Below are 20,744 nucleotides of genomic sequence, written 5' to 3'. Positions count from 1 at the left end.
AGAAAGCCTATCGTGAAAAGCCTGGCTGCTCCCGCCCCCGCCGCTGACGCCGACGCGCTCGCCCCTGATCTTGAGGGCGAAGACGCGCTGGTGCGCAATGGCTCCCTGCCCGAATATGTCTATGCGCAATTGCGGCAGGACATTTTCGACATGCGCCTCTTGCCGGGCGACCAGATCACCGAAACCGAAATCGCGGCGTATTTCAAGGTCTCGCGCACGCCGGTGCGGCAGGCGCTGCAACGCCTGCAGAACGATGGCCTGATGCAGGGCTATGTACGCGGTGGCTGGGAGGTGGTGCCGATCGACTTCAAGCGTTTTTCCGATCTCTATGAAATGCGCAAGCTCATCGAGACACACGCGGTGCGCCGCCTGTGCGCGCAAGCCGGAGACCAGTCGGTGCTGGCCGGTCTGCGCGCCACCTGGTGCGTGGCTGCCGAGGCACGCGAACCGGATGGACCCAAGGCAGCCCTGCTCGATGAAGTTTTCCACCAGACGCTGGTGCGCGCGGCCGGCAACCAGGAGATGGCCGAGTCATTTGACCGTTTGACCGACCGCATCCGCATCGTGCGGCGATTGGATTTCCTGTACGGTGATTGCCTGCACTCAACCTACGAGGAACATGCCGCCATCCTCGACAGCATCGCCGCCGGCGACGCCGAGGGCGCAATGCGCCTGATGGGCGAGCACATCGATGGCAGCCATGCGGAGGTCAACCAGATCACCTTGCATCGGCTGCATAGTGCGCGGGCGACGGCGACCACCAAGCCGCCGGCTTATGTGTCGGTGCGGGTGCGGCGGTCGTTCTGACCGATGCTGACCATGCACTGAAAGCCTGGCGCTGCTGTGTTAGGCTTCCCGCCTGACTTCAATTTGCCAAGCCGGGAGACACACATGAAAGTTGCCGTGATGGGCGCAGGTGCCGTGGGATGTTATTTCGCCGGGATGCTGGCGCGGGCGGGACACGAAGTAGTACTGGTAGGCCGGCCGCAGCATGTGGAGGCATTCAATACCAAGGGCCTGCGGCTGGAAGCCAAAACCTTCGATGAGACCATCCCCGTCAAGGCCAGCACCGATCCCGCCATCGTGGCGGGTGCCGACCTGGTGCTCTTCTGCGTCAAATCCCCCGATACCGAAACGGCTGGCGCGCAACTGCTGCCGCACCTCGCCCCCGATACACTGGTGCTGACCCTGCAGAACGGCACCGACAATGCCGAGCGCCTGCGCACGGTGATCCCGCAACCGGTCTCGGCGGCGGTGGTCTACGTCGCCACCGAGATGGCCGGACCCGGCCACGTCAAGCACCACGGCCGTGGCGAGCTGGTGATCGAACCGGCCGCACGCAGCCAGCAGGCGGCCGAAGCCCTGATTGCGGCAGGCGTGCCGACCGAAATTTCCGACAACGTGCGCGGCGCGCTGTGGTTGAAACTCATCATCAACTGCGCCTACAACGCGCTTTCCGCCATCACCCAGCTGCCCTACGGCAAGCTGGTCGAAGGCGTGGGCGTGCCGGAAGTGATGGGTTACCTGGTCAGCGAATGCAAGGCCGTGGCCGCCGCCGAGGGCGTGACCCTGGCCGGGGATGTGGAGGTGGCCATCCGCAAGATCATCGAGACCATGCCCACGCAATTCTCTTCCACCGCGCAGGACGTGGCGCGCGGCAAGCCCAGCGAAATCGATCACCTCAACGGCTACATCGTGCGGCGGGGACAGGCGCATGGCATTGCCACGCCGGTCAACCTGACCGTGCATGCGCTGGTCAAGCTGATCGAGAGCAAGGCGCGCTGAAAGCAGGCAAAGGATTCAACCGAAGAGCCGGGCGTCGAAACGGAACAGCTTCTTTTCCAGCACCTTGACGCTGGCCATCTGCGCATGCAGCGGATTGAGCAAGAGATTGAAATCGGTCGGGCTCACCACCGATGGCACCTTCATCACCAGTTGCTTGCCCTGTTCGATCCAGTGCTGGCCGATGGCGGCGGTGCTGGCCGGATCGCGCGCGATGTCGGACCAGTCCGGCGGCAGGCCGGGCACATAGGCCTTGCGCACGTCGGCGTCCGGTATCTCCAGCACGATGAGGAAGTAGTTGGCGCGCGGCATCAGCCCGGCCATGTGCACGAGCGACTCCAGCAAGGCCGTCGAAGCGCTGCAGCAGGTGTACAGCACGCGCAAGCCGCGCGGATTCCAGCGGCCGCCGCTGAGTGCTGCGCCATTGCCGGACAAGTCATCGGCCGCATAGTGCCCCGGCTTGTCCTTGGCCAGCCGGTATACCTTCAAGCCGCCACCCCGAAGGCGATGCGGGCCAGGATGTCGCGCACCCGGTCATAACCCGGCTGGGTATCGAGCACTTCCAGCGGGGTCAATCCCCCCAGCGCCGCATTGCCACGGCGCATCCACTGTGCCGCCAGGTCCTCGTCCTCGAACACATCGGCGGCCTGTTCACGGATGTAGAGCACACGGGCGATGCGGTCTGACTCGGAACCGGAGAGCCGTTCCTTGCGGGAAATCTTGCGCAGGATGGTGGAACTGGGCAGCCCCAATCCGGACAGCAAGGTCTGCAAGGGAATCTGCAACAGTTCCCTGGCGACGCGCTCGGCAATGATGGCATCCATGCCGTCGCGGATAGTGCGGCCCTGGGTGATCGGATCCATGCGGGCAAACCGTTCGAAGTCGCGCGGTTTGGCACCCAATCCGGGGGAACGCTTGCTGGCGGCGGAGTCGACCGTGGCACGTGTTGCCATGTTGAACCTCTCATTTGGTCAGATGCAGACTCTCATCTTAGAAGCTTCCCAAATGAGCGTCAATCTCCCATCAAATGAGAGTTTCCTGCGATCAGCGCAACATGGCCGACATCGCCGACAAACTGTTGAGCACCCGCACCGCATATTCCGCCGTGGGCGCATCGAATTCGACGGTGACATTGTCGGTACGCTCAAGAATCGGCAACTGGCTGAAGAGATCAGTCAGCGCCACCGTCTGCGCCTGCAGGCGGCAACGCAGCGGGCCGCGCATAGGAAGCACCGGCATGGCCGCCGGGTCGGCCACCAGCGCGGTGACCGCCTGACGGGCGCGTTCTTCGAGCAGCACGCAGGACTGCTGGGGCGTGAGCGAATCGCCGCTGTTGGCACCATAGGCCTTCTTGGTCTCGGCAAAGATCGCATGCGGGAACAGCGGTTGATTCTCTTCGATGAAGGCATCATCGCCGCTGCCGAAGATCACCGGCACGCCATGTTCGGCCGCCAGTGCGCCATACAGCCCGGCCTCGCCCAGTTCCTGCCCGCCCAGCCACACGCGGGCGAAGGCAAAGCTGTTGGTGGTGTGCGCCAGGATGCCGCGCCCTTGTGCGCGCGAGTGGTAACCCACCAGCATGACCGCATCGATATCGTGATCCACGCCGCCCATCATGCCCAGCACGCGCGGCTTGCCCAGCACCATGCGCGCCTCGGGGTGCAGCAGGTCCGGCAGCAGGTTGCGGAAGCCGCCATGCGAATCGTTGACCTTGATCGCCGTTGCACCAGCCGCCAGTGCGCCACGGGTGACGGCATTGGCCTCCTCGGTCATCCAGCGCCGGGCGCGTTCATATTCGCCATTGCCGGCGCGGGTCTGCTCGGTGTGGAAAACCCCGGCCACGCCTTCGATGTCGACGGAAACCAGGATGTTGGCACGCTTGTTCATGAGGCGGTCTTTCAGGGGAAGCAATTCAGGAATTCAGGAAGCCAGGCGCTCGCGCAGGCTCACACGGACATGGCCATCACGTCCGCGCACGGTCTCGGCCGCAAAGAGCGCATGCACGATGGCTTGTTCGACGCAATCAGCGGCGGCATGGAACAGCGGGTCCAGCAGATGATCGGCCAGCAGCGCCAGGTGCAGGCAATCGGCCTCGGCCTCGATGGTCTGGGCCGTGGAGAAGGCCAGCGCAATATCGCCGCTGCCATGGCCGTAGGCGGACCCGGTGCGCGCCAGTCCGGCCCCGGCGCGGGTGGCCAGGCGTTTCAACTGCCGCGCATCCAGCGGCGCATCGGTGGCCAGGATCATGATGATGGAGCCCTTTTCGGGCGCGGTGTCGGGTGTCTCGCTGGCCGCCAATCGCGCGCCCAGCGGATCGCCCGCCAGGATCAATTCGGGCAGTCGCCCGAAGTTGGAGAGGACCAGCGCGCCGACGGTATAGGACTGCTCCGACGAATCCAAGGCAGCCACGCGCGAAGCGGTACCGATACCGCCTTTCAAACCAAAGCTGGACATGCCCCGTCCCGCCCCAACCGCGCCTTGCAGAACCTCGACCGACAAGGCTGCCATCGCTGCCTCAAAATGCTCGGGCTGCACGGCCATGGCCTGCAAGTCGTTGAGATAGCCGTCATTGCATTCCAGCACCAGCCCGTTGACCGTCGGCAGGCTGCGTCCGCATTCCGGATTGCCGCGCACCGTGTGGGCGATCTGCGCATTGAGCAGCGTCCCCACGGCAAAGGTGTTGGAAAGCGCGATGGCCGTTTCCAGCAAACCCAGTTCTTCCAGCTGCACCAGCCCCGCACTCTTGCCAAAGCCATTGATGACGGCCGCCGCCGCCGGCAGCTTGTGCGTGAAGAGATTGCCGCCATGCGGCGCAATCACGGTCACGCCGGTCTGCACCGCGCCGGCATCGAGGGTGCAGTGACCGACGCGCACACCCTCCACATCGGTGATGCTGTTGCGCGCACCGGCGGGCAAGCGGCCAATATGTGGCACCTGCGGCGGCACCTGCAGGTTCATCATCAGCGCTGGTCGATCTTGGGATCGAGCGCGTCGCGCAAGCCGTCGCCCAACAGGTTGAAGGCCAGCACGGTCAGGAAGATCGCGATGCTGGGCACCAGCGCCACGTGCGGCGAAGTGACCATGTCGGCGCGGGCTTCGTTCAGCATCAGGCCCCACTCGGGCGTGGGCGATTGCGCGCCCAGGCCGAGGAAGGACAGGCCGGCCGCCGTGATGATGGAGGTGCCGATACGCATGGTGAAATACACCACGATGGCCGAGATGGTGCCCGGGAAGATGTGCTTCCACATGATGGTGGTGTCGGACGCACCGATGCTGCGGGTGGCCTCGATGTAGGTCAGGTTTTTCAGCTGCAGCGTATTGCCGCGCACCAGGCGAGCAAAGGCCGGGATACTGAACACCGACACCGAGATGATGACGTTGATCATGCCGCCGCCCAGGATGGCGACGATACCGATGGCCAGCAGGATGCCGGGGAAGGCGAACAGCACGTCGCAGATGCGCATGACGATGCGGTCCCACCAGCCTTCATAGTAGCCGGCCAGCAAGCCGAAGACGGTACCGATCACGGCACCGATGGCCACCGAGAAGAAGCCCGAGGCCAGCGAGATGCGCGCCCCCATCAGGATGCGGCTGAAGATGTCGCGGCCCAGCGAATCGACCCCGAACCAGTGGGTCCAGGTCGGCGGCGAATTGAGGGCGTCGTAGTCGAAGAAGTTTTCGGCATCGAAGGGCACGATCCAGGGTGCCAGGATGGCGATCAGAATCAGCAGCAGGATGAACACGCCCGCATAGACGGCCAGGCGCTGCTTCTTGAACTTGCGCCAGAACTCGCGCCACGGGGTGCGGATCTTCTGGCCGGAGGCGGCGACGGCGGCCGGATCAGGCGGCGGCAGCGGCGCGCCGGTTTCGGAGGTAGTGGCCAGAGGCGAATTGGAGAGCGACATGATTCCCCTCACTTGAAACGAATGCTGGGGTTGATCACGGCATAAAGCACGTCCACCACCAGGTTGATGAAAATGAATTCCAGCGAGAACAGCAGGATCTCGGCCTGGATGATGGGGTAGTCACGCATCTCGACGGCATCGACCAGCAGGCGTCCCATGCCCGGCCAGTTGAACACCACCTCGACCAGGATGGAGCCGCCCAGCAGGAAGCCGAACTGCAGGCCCATCATCGTCACCACCGGAATGAGCGCATTGCGCAGGCAGTGCTTGATGACCACCACGGTCTCGGTCAGGCCCTTGGCACGGGCGGTCCGCACGAAGTCCTCTTGCAGGATTTCGATGAAGGAAGAACGGGTGAAGCGCGCCATCACGGCGGCCACCGCCGCGCCCAGCGTCAGCGAAGGCAGGATGTAGTGGCGCCAGGTCTCGTCGCCGACGGTGGGCAGCCAGCCCAGCTCGACCGAGAAGACCTGCATGAGCAGGATGCCCAGCGAGAACGCCGGGAAGGAAATGCCGGAGACGGCCAGCGTCATGCCCAGGCGATCCGGCCACTTGTTGCGCCACACGGCAGAGGAGATGCCGATGATGAGACCGAACAGCACCGCCCAGATCATGGCCACGATGGTCAGCCACAGCGTGGGCCAGAAGCGCGCGGCGATCTCTTCGGAGACCGGGCGCTTGCTGCGGATGGAGCGTCCAAAGTCGCCGTGGGCGGCATTGATGAAGAAGTTGACGAACTGCTCCGGCAGCGGCTTGTCCAGGCCGAGGTCGGCGCGCACCAGGGCGACCGTCTTTTCATCGGCTTCGGGACCGGCGGCCAGGCGTGCCGGGTCGCCCGGCAACAAGTGCACGAACAGGAAAACCAGCACCGCCACCAGCAACAGCGTGGGAATGAGGCCTAACAGGCGTTTGATGACATAGGAAAACATGGGACTCTCTGAATAAGGCTGCCCGTCGCTGGTGTGTCCACACCCTGCGGTGGAGTCGCTCCCTGCGCTGCCGGCTTGCATGGCAACGCATCGTGAATCTGTGGGGGAGGATGGCCAGCCACCCTCCCCGCTTCATTGCTGCTCTTTTCTGCTCGTTACGACGATGCAGAGAACCTGCCCAGTGCTGCAAAACTGCATGACGCGGTCTCACAGCACTGCATTTTTGCATCGGCCCGCAAGGGCCGAAAACACGGCGCCTGCTTACTTGGTGAACTCGATGTTCTCAAATTCGTAAGCCTGGTCCGGCATGATGTAGATGCCCTTGAGGTTCTTGGCACGGGCATACAGCAGCTTTTCGGTGACCAGGAAGGCCCACGGTGCATCCTTCCAGACTTCCTGCTGCGCGTCCTTGTACAGCGCTTCCTTTTCCTTGCGGTCGGAGACGGTCAGGGCCTTGGCGATGTCGGCATCGACCTTGTCGCTCTTGTAGTAAGCGGTGTTGAACAGACGCGGCGGGAAGGATTCCGATGCCAGCAGCGGACGCAGGCCCCAGTCGGCTTCACCGGTCGAGGACGACCAGCCCACGTAGAACAGGCGGATCGGGGCAGTGGCGGGATCCTGCCAGCTTTCCACACGCTCCACGCGCTGGCCGGCTTCCAGGGCCTGGATCTTGGCCTTGATGCCCACTTGCGCCAGCTGCTGCTGCAGGAACTGGATCACCTTCATGGCGGTGGTATGGGTGTAGGCCGACCACAGTTCGGTCTCGAAGCCGTTCGGATATCCGGCTTCGGCCAGCAGGGCCTTGGCCTTCTTCACGTCATAGGGCCACGGGCCGGTCTTGAAGGCGTAATCCACGCCCTGCGGCAGCACGCCATCCATCGGGGTGGCATAGCCATTGAACGCGACCTTGGCCAGGGCATCCTTGTTGATGGCGTAGTTGATCGCTTCGCGCACCTTCGGGTTGTCGAACGGCTTCTGCTTGACGTTCATCGACATGTAGCGCTGGATGATGGAGGGACCGGCGATCACGTCCAGGTTGCCTTTGCTCTTGAGCAGGTCAGCCTGTTCGTAGGGCAGCGGATAGGTGAACTGGGCTTCGCCGGTCTGCAGCATGGCCGAGCGCGAGTTGTTGTCCACCACCGGCTTCCACAGGATCTCGTCGACCTTGGGGTAGCCCTGCTTCCAGTAACCGTCGAACTTGGCCACCTTCACGTAGTCGGTCTGCTTCCATTCCACGAACTTGAAGGGACCGGTACCGACCGGGTGGAAGGCGATGTCCTTGTTGCCGTACTGCTTCAGCGCAGCCGGGGAGATCATCGCGGCCGACGGGTGCGCCAGCACGTTGATGAAGGCCGAGAACGGTTCCTTCAGCACGACCTTGACGGTGTAGTCGTTGAGCACTTCGGTCTTGGCGATGCGGTTGAAGAGGTTGTAGCGCTTCAACTTGTTGTCCGGGTTGGTCACGCGGTCGAAGACGGCCTTGACGGCGTCGGCCTTGAAGACGGTACCGTCATGGAACTTCACGCCTTGCTTGAGGCGAATGGTGTATTCCAAACCATCCTTGCTCACCAGGTAGCCTTCGGCCAGCACCGGGATCAGCTTCATGTCCTTGTCGAAGCCATAGAGGCCCTGGTAGAAGGACTTCATCACCGACAGCGACAGCGTATCGTTGGCGTCATACGGGTCCATCGTGGTGAAGGTCGACGCTACGGCCACGGTAGCAGTCTTGGCGGCGAAGGCATTGGCTGCGCCGAACTGCAGGGCGGCGCCCAGGGTACCCAGGGCCAGCCATTTGGCGGCGCTCATTGCTTTGTTTTTTGCGGATGCGGACATTGGTCTCTCCTGATCAGTGACGCTTGAGTGGTTACAGCTTGATTGAGATTACTGCGCTGACTGCATTTACCAAATTACAGATACGACTGGGGAACATCACGCCTGCGCTCAAAAAGCGCCGGCAATACGGTGCTGGGCCACGAAGTGCCCCGGAGCCACTTCCCGCAGCGGCTCCACCTTGGGCTCATCGCCCACCAGCCGGATCGGGCTGGGAATTTCATCGGTCATCAGTTTCTTGCCCGGCTGGCGCAGGGTCGGATCGGCCACCGGAACGGCCGCCATCAGCTTGCGCGTGTACGGGTGCTGGGGATTTTCGAAGATGGCGCGGCGCGGTCCGATCTCCACGATCTGGCCCAGGTACATCACCGCCACCCGATGGCTGATGCGCTCCACCACCGCCATGTCGTGCGAGATGAAGATGAAGGAGATGCCCAGCTCGGCCTGCAAATCCAGCATCAGGTTGACGATCTGGGCCTGGATCGACACGTCCAGCGCGGACACCGATTCATCGGCGATGACGATCTTGGGATTCAACGCCAGCGCGCGGGCGATGCAGATGCGCTGGCGCTGGCCACCGGAAAATTCATGCGGATAGCGCTGGCCATGCTCGGGCGTCAGGCCCACGCGGGTCAGCAGTGCATCCACGCGCTCCTGCGCGCCCTCCTTCAGGCCGTGCACCAGCATCGGCTCCATGATGGAGTAGCCCACGGTCATGCGCGGATCGAGCGAAGCGAAGGGATCCTGGAAGATGAACTGGATGTCGCGGCGCAGCTCGCGCAATTCCGAACGCGGCAGTTGCGCCAGGTCGCGGCCGCCGAACTCGACCTTGCCGCCGGCGATGTCGACCAGGCGCAGCAGCGAGCGGCCGGTGGTGGACTTGCCGCAGCCGGATTCGCCGACGATGGCCAGGGTCTCGCCGGAATAGAGATCGAAGCTCACCTTCTCGACCGCATGCACGCGCTGCTTGACGCGGCCGAAGATGCCGCTCTTCACGTCGAAGCGTGTCGTCAGGTCGCGCACCTTGAGGATGGGCTGGCGCTGCGCGGCAATCTCCGCCTGCGCCTGCAGTTCGCTGGCGATCAGGTCGGGACGCACCTCGGCCTGCGGCGCGATGCCGAAGCGCAGCGGCTTGTCGGTGCCGCGCATGGAGCCCAGGCGAGGCACGGCCGCCAGCAGGGATTGCGTATAAGGATGCGCGGGCGCGGCAAAGAGTTGCTTGACTTCGTTCTCTTCGACCTTCTCGCCCCGGCACATCACCACCACGCGGTCGGCCACTTCGGCCACCACGCCCATGTCGTGGGTGATGAAGATCACGCCCATCTGCATCTCCTGCTGCAGCGAGCGGATCAGTTGCAGGATCTGGGCCTGGATGGTCACATCCAGTGCCGTAGTCGGTTCGTCGGCAATGAGCAGCGAGGGCTTGCAGGACAAGGCCATGGCGATCATCACGCGCTGGCGCATGCCGCCGGAAAGCTGGTGCGGATGGCGGCCCAGTACGCGCTTCGCTTCAGGAATGCGCACCATCTCCAGCATGCGCAGCGCCTCGGCCTGGGCGGCGGCGTGGCTCATGCCCTGGTGCAGGCGGATCGATTCGGCAATCTGCTCGCCGACGGTGAAGACCGGATTGAGCGAGGTCATCGGTTCCTGGAAGATCATGGCGATCTCCGCGCCCCGGATGCTGCGCATGGTGGCGTTGTCAGCCTGCGCCAGGTCCAGCGACTGGCCGCTGCGGCGCAGGAACTGCATGCTGCCGCTGGCGATCTTGCCACCGCCGTGTTCGATCAGGCGCATGATGGCAAGCGACGACACCGACTTGCCCGAGCCCGATTCACCGACGATGGCCAGGGTCTCGCCCTGGTTGACGTGGAAGGACAGGTCGCGCACCGCATCGACCGTCCGTTCGGAGGTGGCAAAGCGGACATTGAGCTGACGGACATCCAGCACGCGTTGGGACTGTTGCATCTTGATTCTCTCCTGCTCGGCCGCTTCAGGCCGGTGCTGCGTAAATGGCGGTGACCGGGGCCAGTTCGCCACAGCCCCAGGCGCGATACATGCCTTCGGTATTGAAGGGCAAGGCCAGGTTGCCGTGGCAGTCAATGGCGATGACGCCACCGCGTCCGCCCACCTTGGGCAGGGTCTCGAAGACCACGGCGCGGCTGGCTTCTTCCAGCGACTGGCCGGCATAGGCCATGCGTGCGCCGATGTCGTAGCAGGCGGCGGTGCGCATGAAAGCTTCGCCGGTGCCGGTGGCCGACACGGCCACGGTGGCGTTGTTGGCATAGCAGCCGGCGCCGATGATGGGCGAATCGCCTACGCGGCCAGGCTGCTTGTTGGTGATGCCGCCGGTCGAGGTGGCCGCAGCGAGGTTGCCGAACTGGTCCAGTGCGACGGCACCGACGGTGCCGAACTTGTTGTCCGGATCGATGGGTTCCTTGGGCTCGGCAGCTTTTTCTGCGAAGGCGAAGGAGGAGGCATCGTGGTCCAGCATCGCGCGCGACTGGCCGCGCACGCGCTGCCATTGTTCGTGGCGGGCATCGGTATGGAAATAATCGGGCTCGACCGTGACCGCACCATGGCGCGCCGCAAAGGCTTCGGCGGCAGGACCGACCAGCAGCACGTGTTCGCTCTTTTCCATCACCGTGCGTGCGGCCAGGATAGGGTTGCGCAGCTTGGTCACGCAGGCCACCGCACCGGAGGCGAGATCGGCCCCATTCATGACACAGGCGTCCAGCTCATGCTTGCCTTCGCTGGTGTAGACGGCACCATGGCCGGCATTGAAGAGCGGGCAGTCTTCCAGCAGGCGCACGGCTTCGGTGACGGCTTCCAGTGCCGAACCGCCGGCATTGAGCACGGCCTGGGCGGCGGCGACGATGTCGGACAGCGCCTGGTGATAGCGGGCCTCGTCCTCGGCCGAAAGTGAAGCGCGCGTGATGGTGCCTGCGCCGCCGTGGATGGCAATTACCGGAGTGGTCATGCGTTGGTCTTTCCTTTGGTTGGGGCGCGCTTGGCGGCCGCCCGCGCGGGCTTGCCGACCGGCGTGGTGCCGGCGCGCTGTTGCTGCTGGGCCAGGTACAGCCACGGCAGCACGAATTCAGCCATTTGCGTGGCGGCCTGCACCGAGCGGCGTGCGCGATGCGCCACGGCATCGCACAGGGCCTGGATCAGGATCAGTGCGGCCGCATCGGAAGTGGGCGCCAGGCGGCCGTCGGTCTGGGCATACAAGGCGACATCGGCCAGCGGCACCAGCGGCGAGCCGGGCGTGTCGGTGAGTGCGATCACGCGTGCGCCCTTCTCCACCGCACGCTGGGTGAGCCAGACGGTGTCAGCCGCATAGCGCGGGAAAACCATCGCAATCACCAGGTCATCGCTGTCGAGCTTGAAAAACTGGCGCGCCGCCTGCGAGGGTCCGCCTGCCATGGCCACCGAACTGACGGTGCGCACATAGGGCTCCAGCGTATGGGCCATCAGGCCGGAGAGATAGGCCGAGGCGCCAAAGCCGGTGATGAAGATGCGCTGCGCCGAGAGGATCATGTCGACCGCCTGCTCGCAGTGTTCCGGCGTGAGCATGCGGCGCGTCGCCTCGATGTTGGCAATGTCGCTGTCAAAGGCGGCGGCCATGATCTCGGCGCTGGTGGCGGTGCGCTGCACCTGCTCGCGCAGCTTTTCCACGGGGGCCAGGGTGGTCGCGAAATCCGAGACCAGCGCAGCACGGAACGAGGCATAACCGTCGAAGCCCAGCGCATGGGCGAAGCGATTGGCGGTGGCCACCGAGATGCCGGCGGCTTCCGAGAGTTCGTCGATGGTCATGGTGGCGGCGCGGAAGGGGTTGCCCAGCACGTAGTCCGCCGTCTTGCGGTGCGACTTGGACAATTGCGGATACAGCTTGCCCACGGCCTGTGCTACCGCACCGGCTCCCTGCAAACTGATGTTCTTCGGCTGTTGTGTCACCGCCCGCTACCCCGTCGTCATTGAATTCACTGCCCTCTGCAAAAAAACGCAAAAAAAAATAAATCGTTTAAATCATTTATTTCATTTGCAGAGCGCCCTGCCACCACTGTTCTTGCAATGTTCTTGTGCTGTTGCGCCCGCTGATCCGGGCGTATTTATCATCGCGCAGGACTTGTCATTTGCATCAGTCCCGCCGAAAAAAATGTAAATATATTTTCATTTTCGCGGCGAGTAAAGAAAAAATACTTTCAAAAACCGAATATCCTTATAACGCACCAGAAGCACGCGATTGCCAACATGAAATGCACCAGATGTGCGCCAGATGAACGAAGATTCATTGCGCAGTGCACCAAAAATGACGGCCTGGATCACGACCTGAAGGCGATAAAATACGCCCCTTCACTCCGCCCTGCCCGCTCATGAATATCCGCTTCCTTGAAACCTTCGTCTGGCTGGCCCGGCTGCGCAATTTCCGGCTCACGGCCGAGCGGCTGCACACCACGCAGGCCGCCGTCTCCAGCCGCATCGCCTCACTGGAACAGGATTTCGGCGTGCGCCTGTTCGACCGCAGCGCGCGCGAGGTGGCGCTGACCGCCGATGGCAGCAAGGCGCTGGTGTATGCCGAGCGCATGGTCAAGCTCATGCGCGAGATGAAGGACGACATGTCCGACCGCGAAGTGTTTGCCGGCGTCATTCGCATTGGCGTGATCGAATCCATCGTGCACAGCTGGTTTCCGGATTTTCTCGGACGCCTTCACAAGGCCTTTCCGCGCCTGCAGATCGAGATCGTCAGCGACACCACCATCCACCTGCACGAACAGTTCAGCAAGAGCAACCTGGACCTGGTGCTGCAGGCCGAACCGGTGATCGGGCCGCAGGTCAGCAACATCGCGCTGTGCGAATTCCCCATGCGCTGGGTCGGCAGCCCCAAGCTCGACATCGGCAGCGAGACGCTGTCGCTGGCGGACCTGGCGGCCTTCCCCATCATCAGCTTCGCCCGCAATTCGGGGCCGCATGCAGTCATCGAGCGCTTGTTCTCGGGCAGCGAGCGGGGTGAGCGCACATTGCACATCAACTGTATCGCCTCGGTGGCCACCATGATCCGCCTGGCCACCGATGGATTCGGCATCACGGCCGTGCCGCCGGCCATCATCCAGCGCGAACTCAACGAAGAGAGCCTGCACCTGCTGCGCGTGGATACCGAGTTCCCGGCACTGGCACTGATCGCCTGCTTCCGCTCGGACCATGAGAATCCGCTGACCGAAACCGTGGCGCGCATCGCGCAGGAAACGGCGTCCGACTTCGCACTCAATTGGGGCCAGGAGATTGCGCGGCTGCCCGCCCCGCTCGGCTGAGATCGCCCGCCCTCCCGCCTGCACGCTGCCCGGCGCGCCGATGCGCGGGCACGCATGAACAGCACCATCCTGACGCAAACAGCGCCCTGCTTTTGCTCATAAGATTTTTCAATCAAGGCCGTTCAGATTTTCTTGTTGGACAGCGCCCGCCCTGCATCCCCATACTGAATTCAGACCGGCGCCTTCGGGCTGGCACCGGAACATGCCCGGCCCTGCAGTGCTTGCCGCCGCTCCCATCCCATCCATGCAGAACACAACACGGCGCCGTCACACGGACGCCGGTCACACTTGAGGAGGTTTTCCATGTCGTATTCCCCATCCGCTGCGGCCACCGCGGTGCCCCCGGCCAGCAGCAGTGCCAGCCTCGAGGCGACCTACGGCAAGATCGCCTGGCGCCTGATTCCCTTCCTGGTCTTCCTGTTCGTGCTGGCCTGGATTGATCGCGTCAACGTCGGCTTCGCCAAGCTGCAGATGCTGCAGGACCTGCAGTTCTCGGAGGCGGTGTATGGCCTGGGCGCGGGCATTTTCTTCATCGGCTATTTCCTCTTCGAAGTGCCGAGCAACCTGCTGCTGGAAAAGATCGGCGCCCGCAAGACGCTGGCGCGCATCACCATCCTCTGGGGCCTGGCCTCGATGGCCATGGCCTACGTCACCACGCCGACCAGTTTCTATGTGCTGCGTTTCCTGCTGGGCATCTTTGAAGCGGGCTTCTTCCCCGGTGTGGTGCTGTATCTCACCTACTGGTTCCCGGCCAAGCGCCGTGCCCGCGTCAATGGCCTCTTCATGACCTCCTTTGCCATCGCCGGTGCAGTAGGCGGCCCGATTGCCGGGCTCATCATGAGCGGCATGGAAGGCGTGGGCCATCTGGCCAACTGGCAATGGCTCTTCATCATCGAGGGCATCCCATCCATCCTGGCGGGCTTCGCGGTGCTGGCCTGGCTGCCGGAAAAACCGGCCAACGCCAAATGGCTGAGCGATACTGAAAAAACCGCCGTCACGCAAGTGCTGGCCGCCGAGAACAGCGCACCGGGCAAGCATTTCTCCTTCAAGGATGCCTGTGCCAACTACCGCGTCTGGATCTGCGCCGCCGTGTATTTCTGCGTGGTCAGCGGCAATGCCACCATCGCTTTCTGGGCACCGTCCATCATCAAGGAAATCGGCGTCAAGGGTAACCTGCAGATCGGCCTGATCTCGGCCATCCCCTTCGTGGCCGGCACGCTGGCCATGGTGTGGAACGGCTTCCACTCCGACAAGAACGGCGAGCGCCGCCTGCACAGCGCCATCGCCACGCTCATCGCCTGTATCGGCTTGATCGCCACCGGCATGACGCTGGGCAATGCGACGCTGGCCCTGTGCTCGCTGACGCTGGCGGCCATCGGCATCCTGGCGGCCTTCCCGGTGTTCTGGTCGATTCCCGGCGCCTTCCTGGCCGGCACGGCAGCCGCTGGCGGCATCGCTCTCATCAACTCCATCGGCAACCTGGCCGGCTTCGTCGCCCCTTACATGATCGGCGCATTGAAGACCAGCACCGGGTCGCTCTCCTCCGGCCTGTATTTCGTGGCTGCCCTCGAATTCCTCGCCAGCTTCCTGGTGGTGGTGTTCGTCAAGAAGCACTGATCTCTCTCCCCAGGCTGGCCGTCTCCCCGGCCAGCCTCTCCTGAATCACCCTGTAGGAACAGAAACTCATGAAGCTGACCTTTACCCTCCCCGACCAATCCCCCCTCCACGCCGACATCGACACCCTGGTCATCGCCGGCTGGGCCGGCCGCGACATGGCGGCCATCGAGCATCACATCGAAGAACTGGAAGCCCTGGGCATCTCGCGTCCCAGCGCGGTGCCGCTGTTCTACCGCGTCTCGGCCAACCAGCTCTCGCAAGCCGCGCAGGTGCAGGTGCTGGGCGAGGCGTCGTCCGGTGAAGTGGAGACCTTCGTCTTCAACAGCGGTGGCGAGCTGTATGTCTCGATTGCCTCCGACCACACCGACCGCAAGCTGGAAGCGCACAGCGTGGCCTTCTCCAAGCAGGCGTGCGTGAAGCCCGTGGGCAACAGCGCGTGGAAGCTCTCGGAAGTGGCCGAGTACTGGGATGAACTGGTGATCCGCTCCTGGATCGAGGAAGACGGCGCAACCAAGCTCTACCAGGAAGGCACGCTGGCCTCGCTGCGTACGCCCGGCGACCTGATCGCGCGCTTCACGCAAGGCGGCGCCACCCTGCCCGAGGGCTGCGGCATGACCTGCGGCACCGTGGGAGCCATCGGCGGCATCCGTCCGGCCGCCTCCTTCACGATGGAACTGTTCGACCCGCGCCGCCAACGCGCCCTGCGCCACCATTACGTGGCCGAGTCGCTGGCCGAGGTGGCCTGAATTTCCGGGGCGGCCCAAGGGGCCGCCCATGCGCCTTTGTTGGATGCGCCAGGCAATGCGATACTTGCGCATCTGCGAATTTGTCACCGATCACACCGACTCCCTCATCATGCCGAGCACACTCTCCCAACTGGCCGCCGACCTCGATGCCGGCCGCATCACTTCCCTGCAACTGACCGAACAAGCCCTGGCCCGCATCGCCGATCCGGCGGGCGAAGGCGCGCGCGTCTTCACCAGCGTCTACGCCGATCAGGCGCGCGCCGCTGCCCGCGCTTCCGATACCCTGCGCGCGGCCAAACTGTGCCGGTCGCCGCTGGAAGGTGTACCGGTCTCGGTCAAGGATCTGTTTGACGTGGCCGGCGAAACCACCCTGGCCGGTTCCGTGGTCCTGCGCGGCAAGCCCGCTGCTACCGCACATGCGGCCGTGGTACAGAACCTGATGAAGGCCGGTGCCATCGTCATCGGCAAGACCAACATGACCGAGTTCGCCTACTCGGGTCTTGGCATCAATCCGCATTACGGTACGCCGCAGAACACCTGGGAGCGCAACCTCGAGGGCGGCCGCATTCCCGGTGGTTCTTCTTCCGGCGCGGCCATCTCGGTCACCGATGGCATGGCCTTTGCGGCGGTCGGGTCCGATACCGGCGGTTCCGTGCGCATCCCCTCGGCACTGAACGGCCTGACCGGATTCAAGCCCACGGCCTCGCGGGTGTCCATGCAAGGTGTACTGCCACTGTCCGCTTACCTGGACTCGATTGGCCCGCTGGCTGTATCGGTAGAGTGCTGCGCCATCATGGACGCTGTACTGGCCGGTGAAGCCTATGTGTCCGTAGTCGCCCACCCGCTGCGCGGCCTGCGCCTGCTGGCCCCGACCAATGTGGTGCTGGACGCCATGGACGAGACCGTCGGCAAGGCCTATCGCGCCGCGCTGGACAAACTCCGCGCCTCCGGGGCCGTCATCGTCGAAGCTGAGGTGCCGGCCTTCAACGCCCTGGCCGCCATCAACGCGAAGGGCGGCTTCACCGCTGCCGAAGCCTACGCCTGGCACCGCACCCTGATCGCCGAGAACGCCGCCGGCTATGACCAGCGCGTGGTTTCGCGCATCCTGCGCGGCAAGGACATGAGCGCCGCCGACCTGCTCGACGTGCTGCACGCCCGCCCGCGCTGGATCGCCGAAGTGCAGGCGCAACTGGCCGGTTACGATGCGCTGGTGATGCCGACCGTACCCATCGTCGCGCCGCGTATTGCCGAGCTGCAAGCCAGCGACGATGCCTATTACGCCGCCAACGGCAAGATCCTGCGCAACCCGACGCTGATCAACTTCCTCGATGGCTGCGCCGTCTCCCTGCCCTGCCATGCGCCCGGCACTGCCCCGGTCGGGCTATCGCTGGCTGCAGCCGGCGGCGAGGACAAGCGCCTGTTGGCGATCGCCCTGGCGGTGGAAGGACTGCTGGCCGCCTGATCCGGAGATTTGCTCCCGTGACAAGGCTTGCGTGCGCGCAAGCCTTTTTTGTGCGCGCTTTTAGCCGCATTTACATGCTGTTACCGACAAGTCCTTCCCGGTAGGGAACATTCCGCCTTGCCAGACGCCGAATCCACGGAATTTTCATTAGAATGCGCTTTTGCAGCGCAAGATGGCCCCTTGGCGGGCCGCTGCGCTGGACGAACAGACAACAACCCTCCGGCATCAGCCACGACCACTCATCTGCATGGCAACCAAAAAAACAACCCCGTCCGATTACAGTGAATCATCGATCCGTGTCCTCAAGGGACTGGAGCCGGTCAAGCAGCGTCCGGGCATGTACACGCGCACCGAGAATCCGCTGCACATCCTCCAGGAAGTGATCGACAACGCCTCCGACGAAGCGCTGGGCGGCTACGGCAAGAGCATCATCGTCACCATCAACGCCGACGGCAGCGTCAGCGTGGAGGACGATGGCCGCGGCATCCCGGTCGGCCTGCACCCGGAAGAAAAGGTCCCCACCGTCGAGATCGTCTTCACCCGCCTGCATGCAGGCGGCAAGTTCGACAAGGGTTCCGGCGGTGCCTATGCCTTCTCAGGCGGCCTGCACGGCGTGGGCGTCTCGGTCACCAATGCGCTGGCCACGCGCCTGGAAATCACGGTCTGGCGCGAAGGCGGCGTGCACACGCTGGCCTTCTCGGGCGGCGACGTCATCGAGAAACTGCAGTCGCGCCCCGCCACCCGCGAGGACAAGAAGTCCGGCACCCGCGTGACCGTCTGGCCGGACGCCAAGTATTTCGACTCGGCCACCATTCCGCTGGGCGAGCTGCAGCGCCTGCTGCGTTCCAAGGCGGTGCTGCTGCCGGGCGTGAAGGTCACGCTGATCAACGCCAAAACCGGCGACACCCAGAACTGGCAGTACGATCAAGGCCTGCGCGGCTACCTGATGGAGCAACTGGCGCAGACCGGCAGCGGCGAAACATTGATCCCGCTGTTCGAAGGCGAACAGTTCGCCGGCAAGGATGCCGAAGGCTTCGCCGAGGGCGAAGGCGCATCCTGGGTGGTGGCCTGGACCGAAGAAGGTGCCGTGGTGCGCGAATCCTACGTCAACCTGATCCCCACCTCCAACGGCGGCACCCACGAATCGGGCCTGCGCGAAGGCCTGTTCTCGGCCGTCAAGAGTTTTGCGGAAATGCATTCGCTGCTGCCCAAGGGCGTCAAACTCCTGGCCGAGGACGTGTTTGCGCGCGTCTCCTTCGTGCTCTCGGCCAAGGTGCTGGACCCGCAATTCCAGGGCCAGATCAAGGAACGCCTGAACTCGCGCGATGCCGTGCGACTGGTCGCCGGTTACTCGCGTCCGGCACTGGAGCTGTGGCTGAACCAGCACGTGGAATACGGCAAGAAGCTGGCCGAGCTGGTCATCAAGCAGGCCCAGAGCCGCCTGCGCTCGGCGCAAAAGGTCGAAAAGAAGAAATCTTCAGGCGTGGCCGTGCTGCCGGGCAAGCTGACCGATTGCGAATCCTCGGATGTGACGCGCAATGAAATTTTCCTGGTGGAGGGCGACTCCGCCGGCGGCTCCGCCAAGATGGGCCGCGACAAGGAATTCCAGGCCATCCTGCCCTTGCGCGGCAAGGTCCTGAACGCCTGGGAAACCGAGCGCGACCGCCTCTTCGCCAACAATGAAATCCACGATATCGCGGTGGCCATCGGCGTCGATCCGCATGGCATCAACGACACGCCCGATCTCTCCGGCCTGCGCTACGGCAAGATCTGCATCCTCTCGGACGCGGACGTGGACGGCTCGCACATCCAGGTATTGCTGCTGACGCTGTTCTTCCGTCACTTCCCCAAGCTGATCGAGAACGGCCACATCTGCGTGGCGCGCCCGCCGCTCTATCGCGTGGATGCCCCGGCACGCGGCAAGAAGCCGGTGCAGAAGCTCTATGCGCTGGACGATGGCGAACTTGAAGCCATCGAAGACAAGCTGCGCAAGGATGGCCTGAAGGAAGGTGCCTGGAGCATTTCCCGCTTCAAAGGCCTGGGCGAGATGAATGCCGAGCAGCTGTGGGAAACCACCATGAACCCGGACACGCGCCGCCTGCTGCCGATCAGCTTCGGCGAGCCTGGCGTGCAGACCTCCGAAGAGCGTTTCAACATGCTCATGGGCAAGGGCGAAGCGGCGTCCCGCCGCGCCTGGATCGAAGAGCACGGCAACGAAGCCGAAGCGGACATCTGACATGCGCCGCCCCGCGTTCCTGCACACCAGCGCTCTCGCCTCCCTTTTGGGTGCGGCGGCGCTGTTCTGTGCCGGACCGGTACAGTCGCAGCAAGTGGTCCGGTACACCGATGCCGATGGTGTACAGCACATGCGGGTGGAAGCAGCGGACAGTGGCCGGGACAGTACCGGTACGGCTGCCGCCGCAAAGAAGCCCAAGACCATTGTGTACCGGTACACCGATGCCGATGGCGCGGTGCACTTCTATGCCCAGACCCTGGACGACCCGGACAAGCTCATGGCCAGCAGTGCATCGCTGCTCAACCATCCCGGCAGCAAGGAAGCGGTGACCCCGGCCGATCCGCCTTTCGTGCGGACCATGCTGTCTCATCGCGATGCGCGCAAGTACGACGACCTGCTCACCGAAGCGGCCGGCGAATTCGGTCTGGATGCGGCGTTGCTGAAGGCGGTGATGACGGCCGAATCCGGTTTCAATGCCACGGCCGTCTCCAGCAAGGGCGCGGTAGGCCTGATGCAGATCCTGCCCGACACTGCCGAGCGCTACGGCCTGCAGGGGGATCGTCGCAAGACGCTGCACCAGAAGCTGACCGATCCGAAAATCAACATCCGCCTGGCCGCGCGCTACCTGCGCGATCTGATGGCGATGTTCCCGCAGCACGTGGAACTGGCCATTGCCTCCTACAACGCCGGGGAAGGCGCGGTGCAGAAGTATGGCAACAAGATCCCGCCCTATCCCGAGACCCAGGGCTATGTGCGGCTGGTGTCGCGGTTCTATGAACTGTATCGGCCCGCCGGCGCGCTGCGCCTGGCCGCAGGCGAGCGCGGCAACGCCAATGCCAGCGGCAATGCGCGCCTGAAGGTGACGCTGCCCCCGCGCGAGCCCGCCATCAACGATTAACCCAGTCAATACGAACACAACAAGACAAGCTCC

The 20,744-nt window shown here is 63.9% G+C and carries 18 protein-coding genes; 8 read left to right on the top strand and 10 right to left on the bottom strand.

Translation table 11 applies throughout. From position 1 onward, the window contains the following. The first annotated feature begins 12 nt into the window (after nucleotides 1-12). Entirely contained in the window at nucleotides 13-807 is a 795-nt protein-coding gene (locus tag J2X56_RS22135) for a GntR family transcriptional regulator (RefSeq protein WP_039786525.1), read from the top strand. Between the two features lie 84 nt (nucleotides 808-891). After that, entirely contained in the window at nucleotides 892-1,785 is an 894-nt protein-coding gene (locus J2X56_RS22130; RefSeq protein ID WP_310162695.1) for a 2-dehydropantoate 2-reductase, read from the top strand. A gap of 15 nt (nucleotides 1,786-1,800) precedes the next feature. On the opposite strand, the gene J2X56_RS22125 is transcribed toward J2X56_RS22130, so the two are convergent. The 10 genes from J2X56_RS22125 to J2X56_RS22080 all read right to left on the bottom strand — a co-directional run bounded on the left by J2X56_RS22125 (nucleotide 1,801) and on the right by J2X56_RS22080 (nucleotide 12,397). Further along, the gene (locus tag J2X56_RS22125; protein WP_034337523.1) at nucleotides 1,801-2,271 is read right to left on the bottom strand and encodes an RES family NAD+ phosphorylase; all 471 of its coding nucleotides are present in this window, start codon (nucleotides 2,269-2,271) and stop codon (nucleotides 1,801-1,803) included. Then, nucleotides 2,268-2,735 carry an antitoxin Xre/MbcA/ParS toxin-binding domain-containing protein gene (locus tag J2X56_RS22120; protein ID WP_121039353.1) on the bottom strand — a complete coding sequence of 156 codons (468 nt, stop codon included), beginning with the start codon at nucleotides 2,733-2,735 and terminating at the stop codon, nucleotides 2,268-2,270. The genes J2X56_RS22125 and J2X56_RS22120 overlap by 4 nt, the downstream gene beginning before the upstream one ends. A gap of 91 nt (nucleotides 2,736-2,826) precedes the next feature. Then, a complete protein-coding gene (locus J2X56_RS22115) occupies nucleotides 2,827-3,669 on the bottom strand; it encodes a M55 family metallopeptidase (protein WP_310162685.1) in 843 nt (280 codons plus the stop codon). Between the two features lie 33 nt (nucleotides 3,670-3,702). Then, complete coding sequence (locus J2X56_RS22110; RefSeq protein WP_310162682.1) at nucleotides 3,703-4,743, bottom strand: P1 family peptidase; 1,041 nt, start codon at nucleotides 4,741-4,743, stop codon at nucleotides 3,703-3,705. After that, nucleotides 4,743-5,687 carry a glutathione ABC transporter permease GsiD gene (gene gsiD, locus J2X56_RS22105; RefSeq protein WP_034337513.1) on the bottom strand — a complete coding sequence of 315 codons (945 nt, stop codon included), beginning with the start codon at nucleotides 5,685-5,687 and terminating at the stop codon, nucleotides 4,743-4,745. The genes J2X56_RS22110 and gsiD overlap by 1 nt, the downstream gene beginning before the upstream one ends. An 8-nt stretch (nucleotides 5,688-5,695) precedes the next feature. Further along, a complete protein-coding gene (gsiC, locus tag J2X56_RS22100) occupies nucleotides 5,696-6,616 on the bottom strand; it encodes a glutathione ABC transporter permease GsiC (RefSeq protein WP_039786532.1) in 921 nt (306 codons plus the stop codon). 261 nt (nucleotides 6,617-6,877) lie between these two features. Continuing rightward, nucleotides 6,878-8,422: a glutathione ABC transporter substrate-binding protein GsiB gene (gene gsiB / locus J2X56_RS22095; protein ID WP_371925456.1), complete on the bottom strand. Its 1,545-nt coding sequence runs from the start codon at nucleotides 8,420-8,422 to the stop codon at nucleotides 6,878-6,880. A 135-nt stretch (nucleotides 8,423-8,557) separates the two neighbouring features. After that, entirely contained in the window at nucleotides 8,558-10,411 is a 1,854-nt protein-coding gene (locus J2X56_RS22090; protein WP_310162664.1) for a dipeptide ABC transporter ATP-binding protein, read from the bottom strand. A 25-nt stretch (nucleotides 10,412-10,436) separates the two neighbouring features. After that, nucleotides 10,437-11,423, bottom strand: coding sequence for an isoaspartyl peptidase/L-asparaginase family protein (locus J2X56_RS22085; RefSeq protein ID WP_204725321.1), 987 nt, complete (start codon nucleotides 11,421-11,423; stop codon nucleotides 10,437-10,439). Then, the gene (locus J2X56_RS22080) at nucleotides 11,420-12,397 is read right to left on the bottom strand and encodes a MurR/RpiR family transcriptional regulator (protein WP_121039338.1); all 978 of its coding nucleotides are present in this window, start codon (nucleotides 12,395-12,397) and stop codon (nucleotides 11,420-11,422) included. Before J2X56_RS22080 ends, J2X56_RS22085 begins: the two co-directional genes overlap by 4 nt. A 419-nt stretch (nucleotides 12,398-12,816) precedes the next feature. Here J2X56_RS22080 and J2X56_RS22075 point away from each other — a divergent pair, with 419 nt between their 5' ends. The 6 genes from J2X56_RS22075 to J2X56_RS22050 all read left to right on the top strand — a co-directional run bounded on the left by J2X56_RS22075 (nucleotide 12,817) and on the right by J2X56_RS22050 (nucleotide 20,711). Next, nucleotides 12,817-13,752 carry a LysR family transcriptional regulator gene (locus tag J2X56_RS22075; protein ID WP_039786540.1) on the top strand — a complete coding sequence of 312 codons (936 nt, stop codon included), beginning with the start codon at nucleotides 12,817-12,819 and terminating at the stop codon, nucleotides 13,750-13,752. Between the two features lie 303 nt (nucleotides 13,753-14,055). After that, nucleotides 14,056-15,369: an MFS transporter gene (locus tag J2X56_RS22070; RefSeq protein WP_310162653.1), complete on the top strand. Its 1,314-nt coding sequence runs from the start codon at nucleotides 14,056-14,058 to the stop codon at nucleotides 15,367-15,369. Nucleotides 15,370-15,437: 68 nt separating this feature from the next. Beyond that, nucleotides 15,438-16,115, top strand: a complete 678-nt coding sequence (locus J2X56_RS22065) for a DUF2848 domain-containing protein (RefSeq protein WP_310162650.1) — start codon at nucleotides 15,438-15,440, stop codon at nucleotides 16,113-16,115. 109 nt (nucleotides 16,116-16,224) lie between these two features. Beyond that, nucleotides 16,225-17,577, top strand: coding sequence for an amidase (locus J2X56_RS22060; RefSeq protein WP_121040345.1), 1,353 nt, complete (start codon nucleotides 16,225-16,227; stop codon nucleotides 17,575-17,577). Nucleotides 17,578-17,824: 247 nt separating this feature from the next. After that, nucleotides 17,825-19,813, top strand: a complete 1,989-nt coding sequence (locus J2X56_RS22055; RefSeq protein ID WP_121039329.1) for a DNA topoisomerase IV subunit B — start codon at nucleotides 17,825-17,827, stop codon at nucleotides 19,811-19,813. A 1-nt stretch (nucleotide 19,814) separates the two neighbouring features. Further along, entirely contained in the window at nucleotides 19,815-20,711 is an 897-nt protein-coding gene (locus tag J2X56_RS22050) for a lytic transglycosylase domain-containing protein (RefSeq protein ID WP_310162645.1), read from the top strand. Nucleotides 20,712-20,744: the final 33 nt, after the last annotated feature.

The sequence above is a fragment of the Herbaspirillum sp. 1173 genome, assembly GCF_031455335.1.
Lineage (GTDB): Bacteria > Pseudomonadota > Gammaproteobacteria > Burkholderiales > Burkholderiaceae_D > Herbaspirillum > Herbaspirillum huttiense.
Note: the sequence above shows the minus strand (reverse complement) of the source record. Positions and strands in the feature narration are given on the sequence as shown.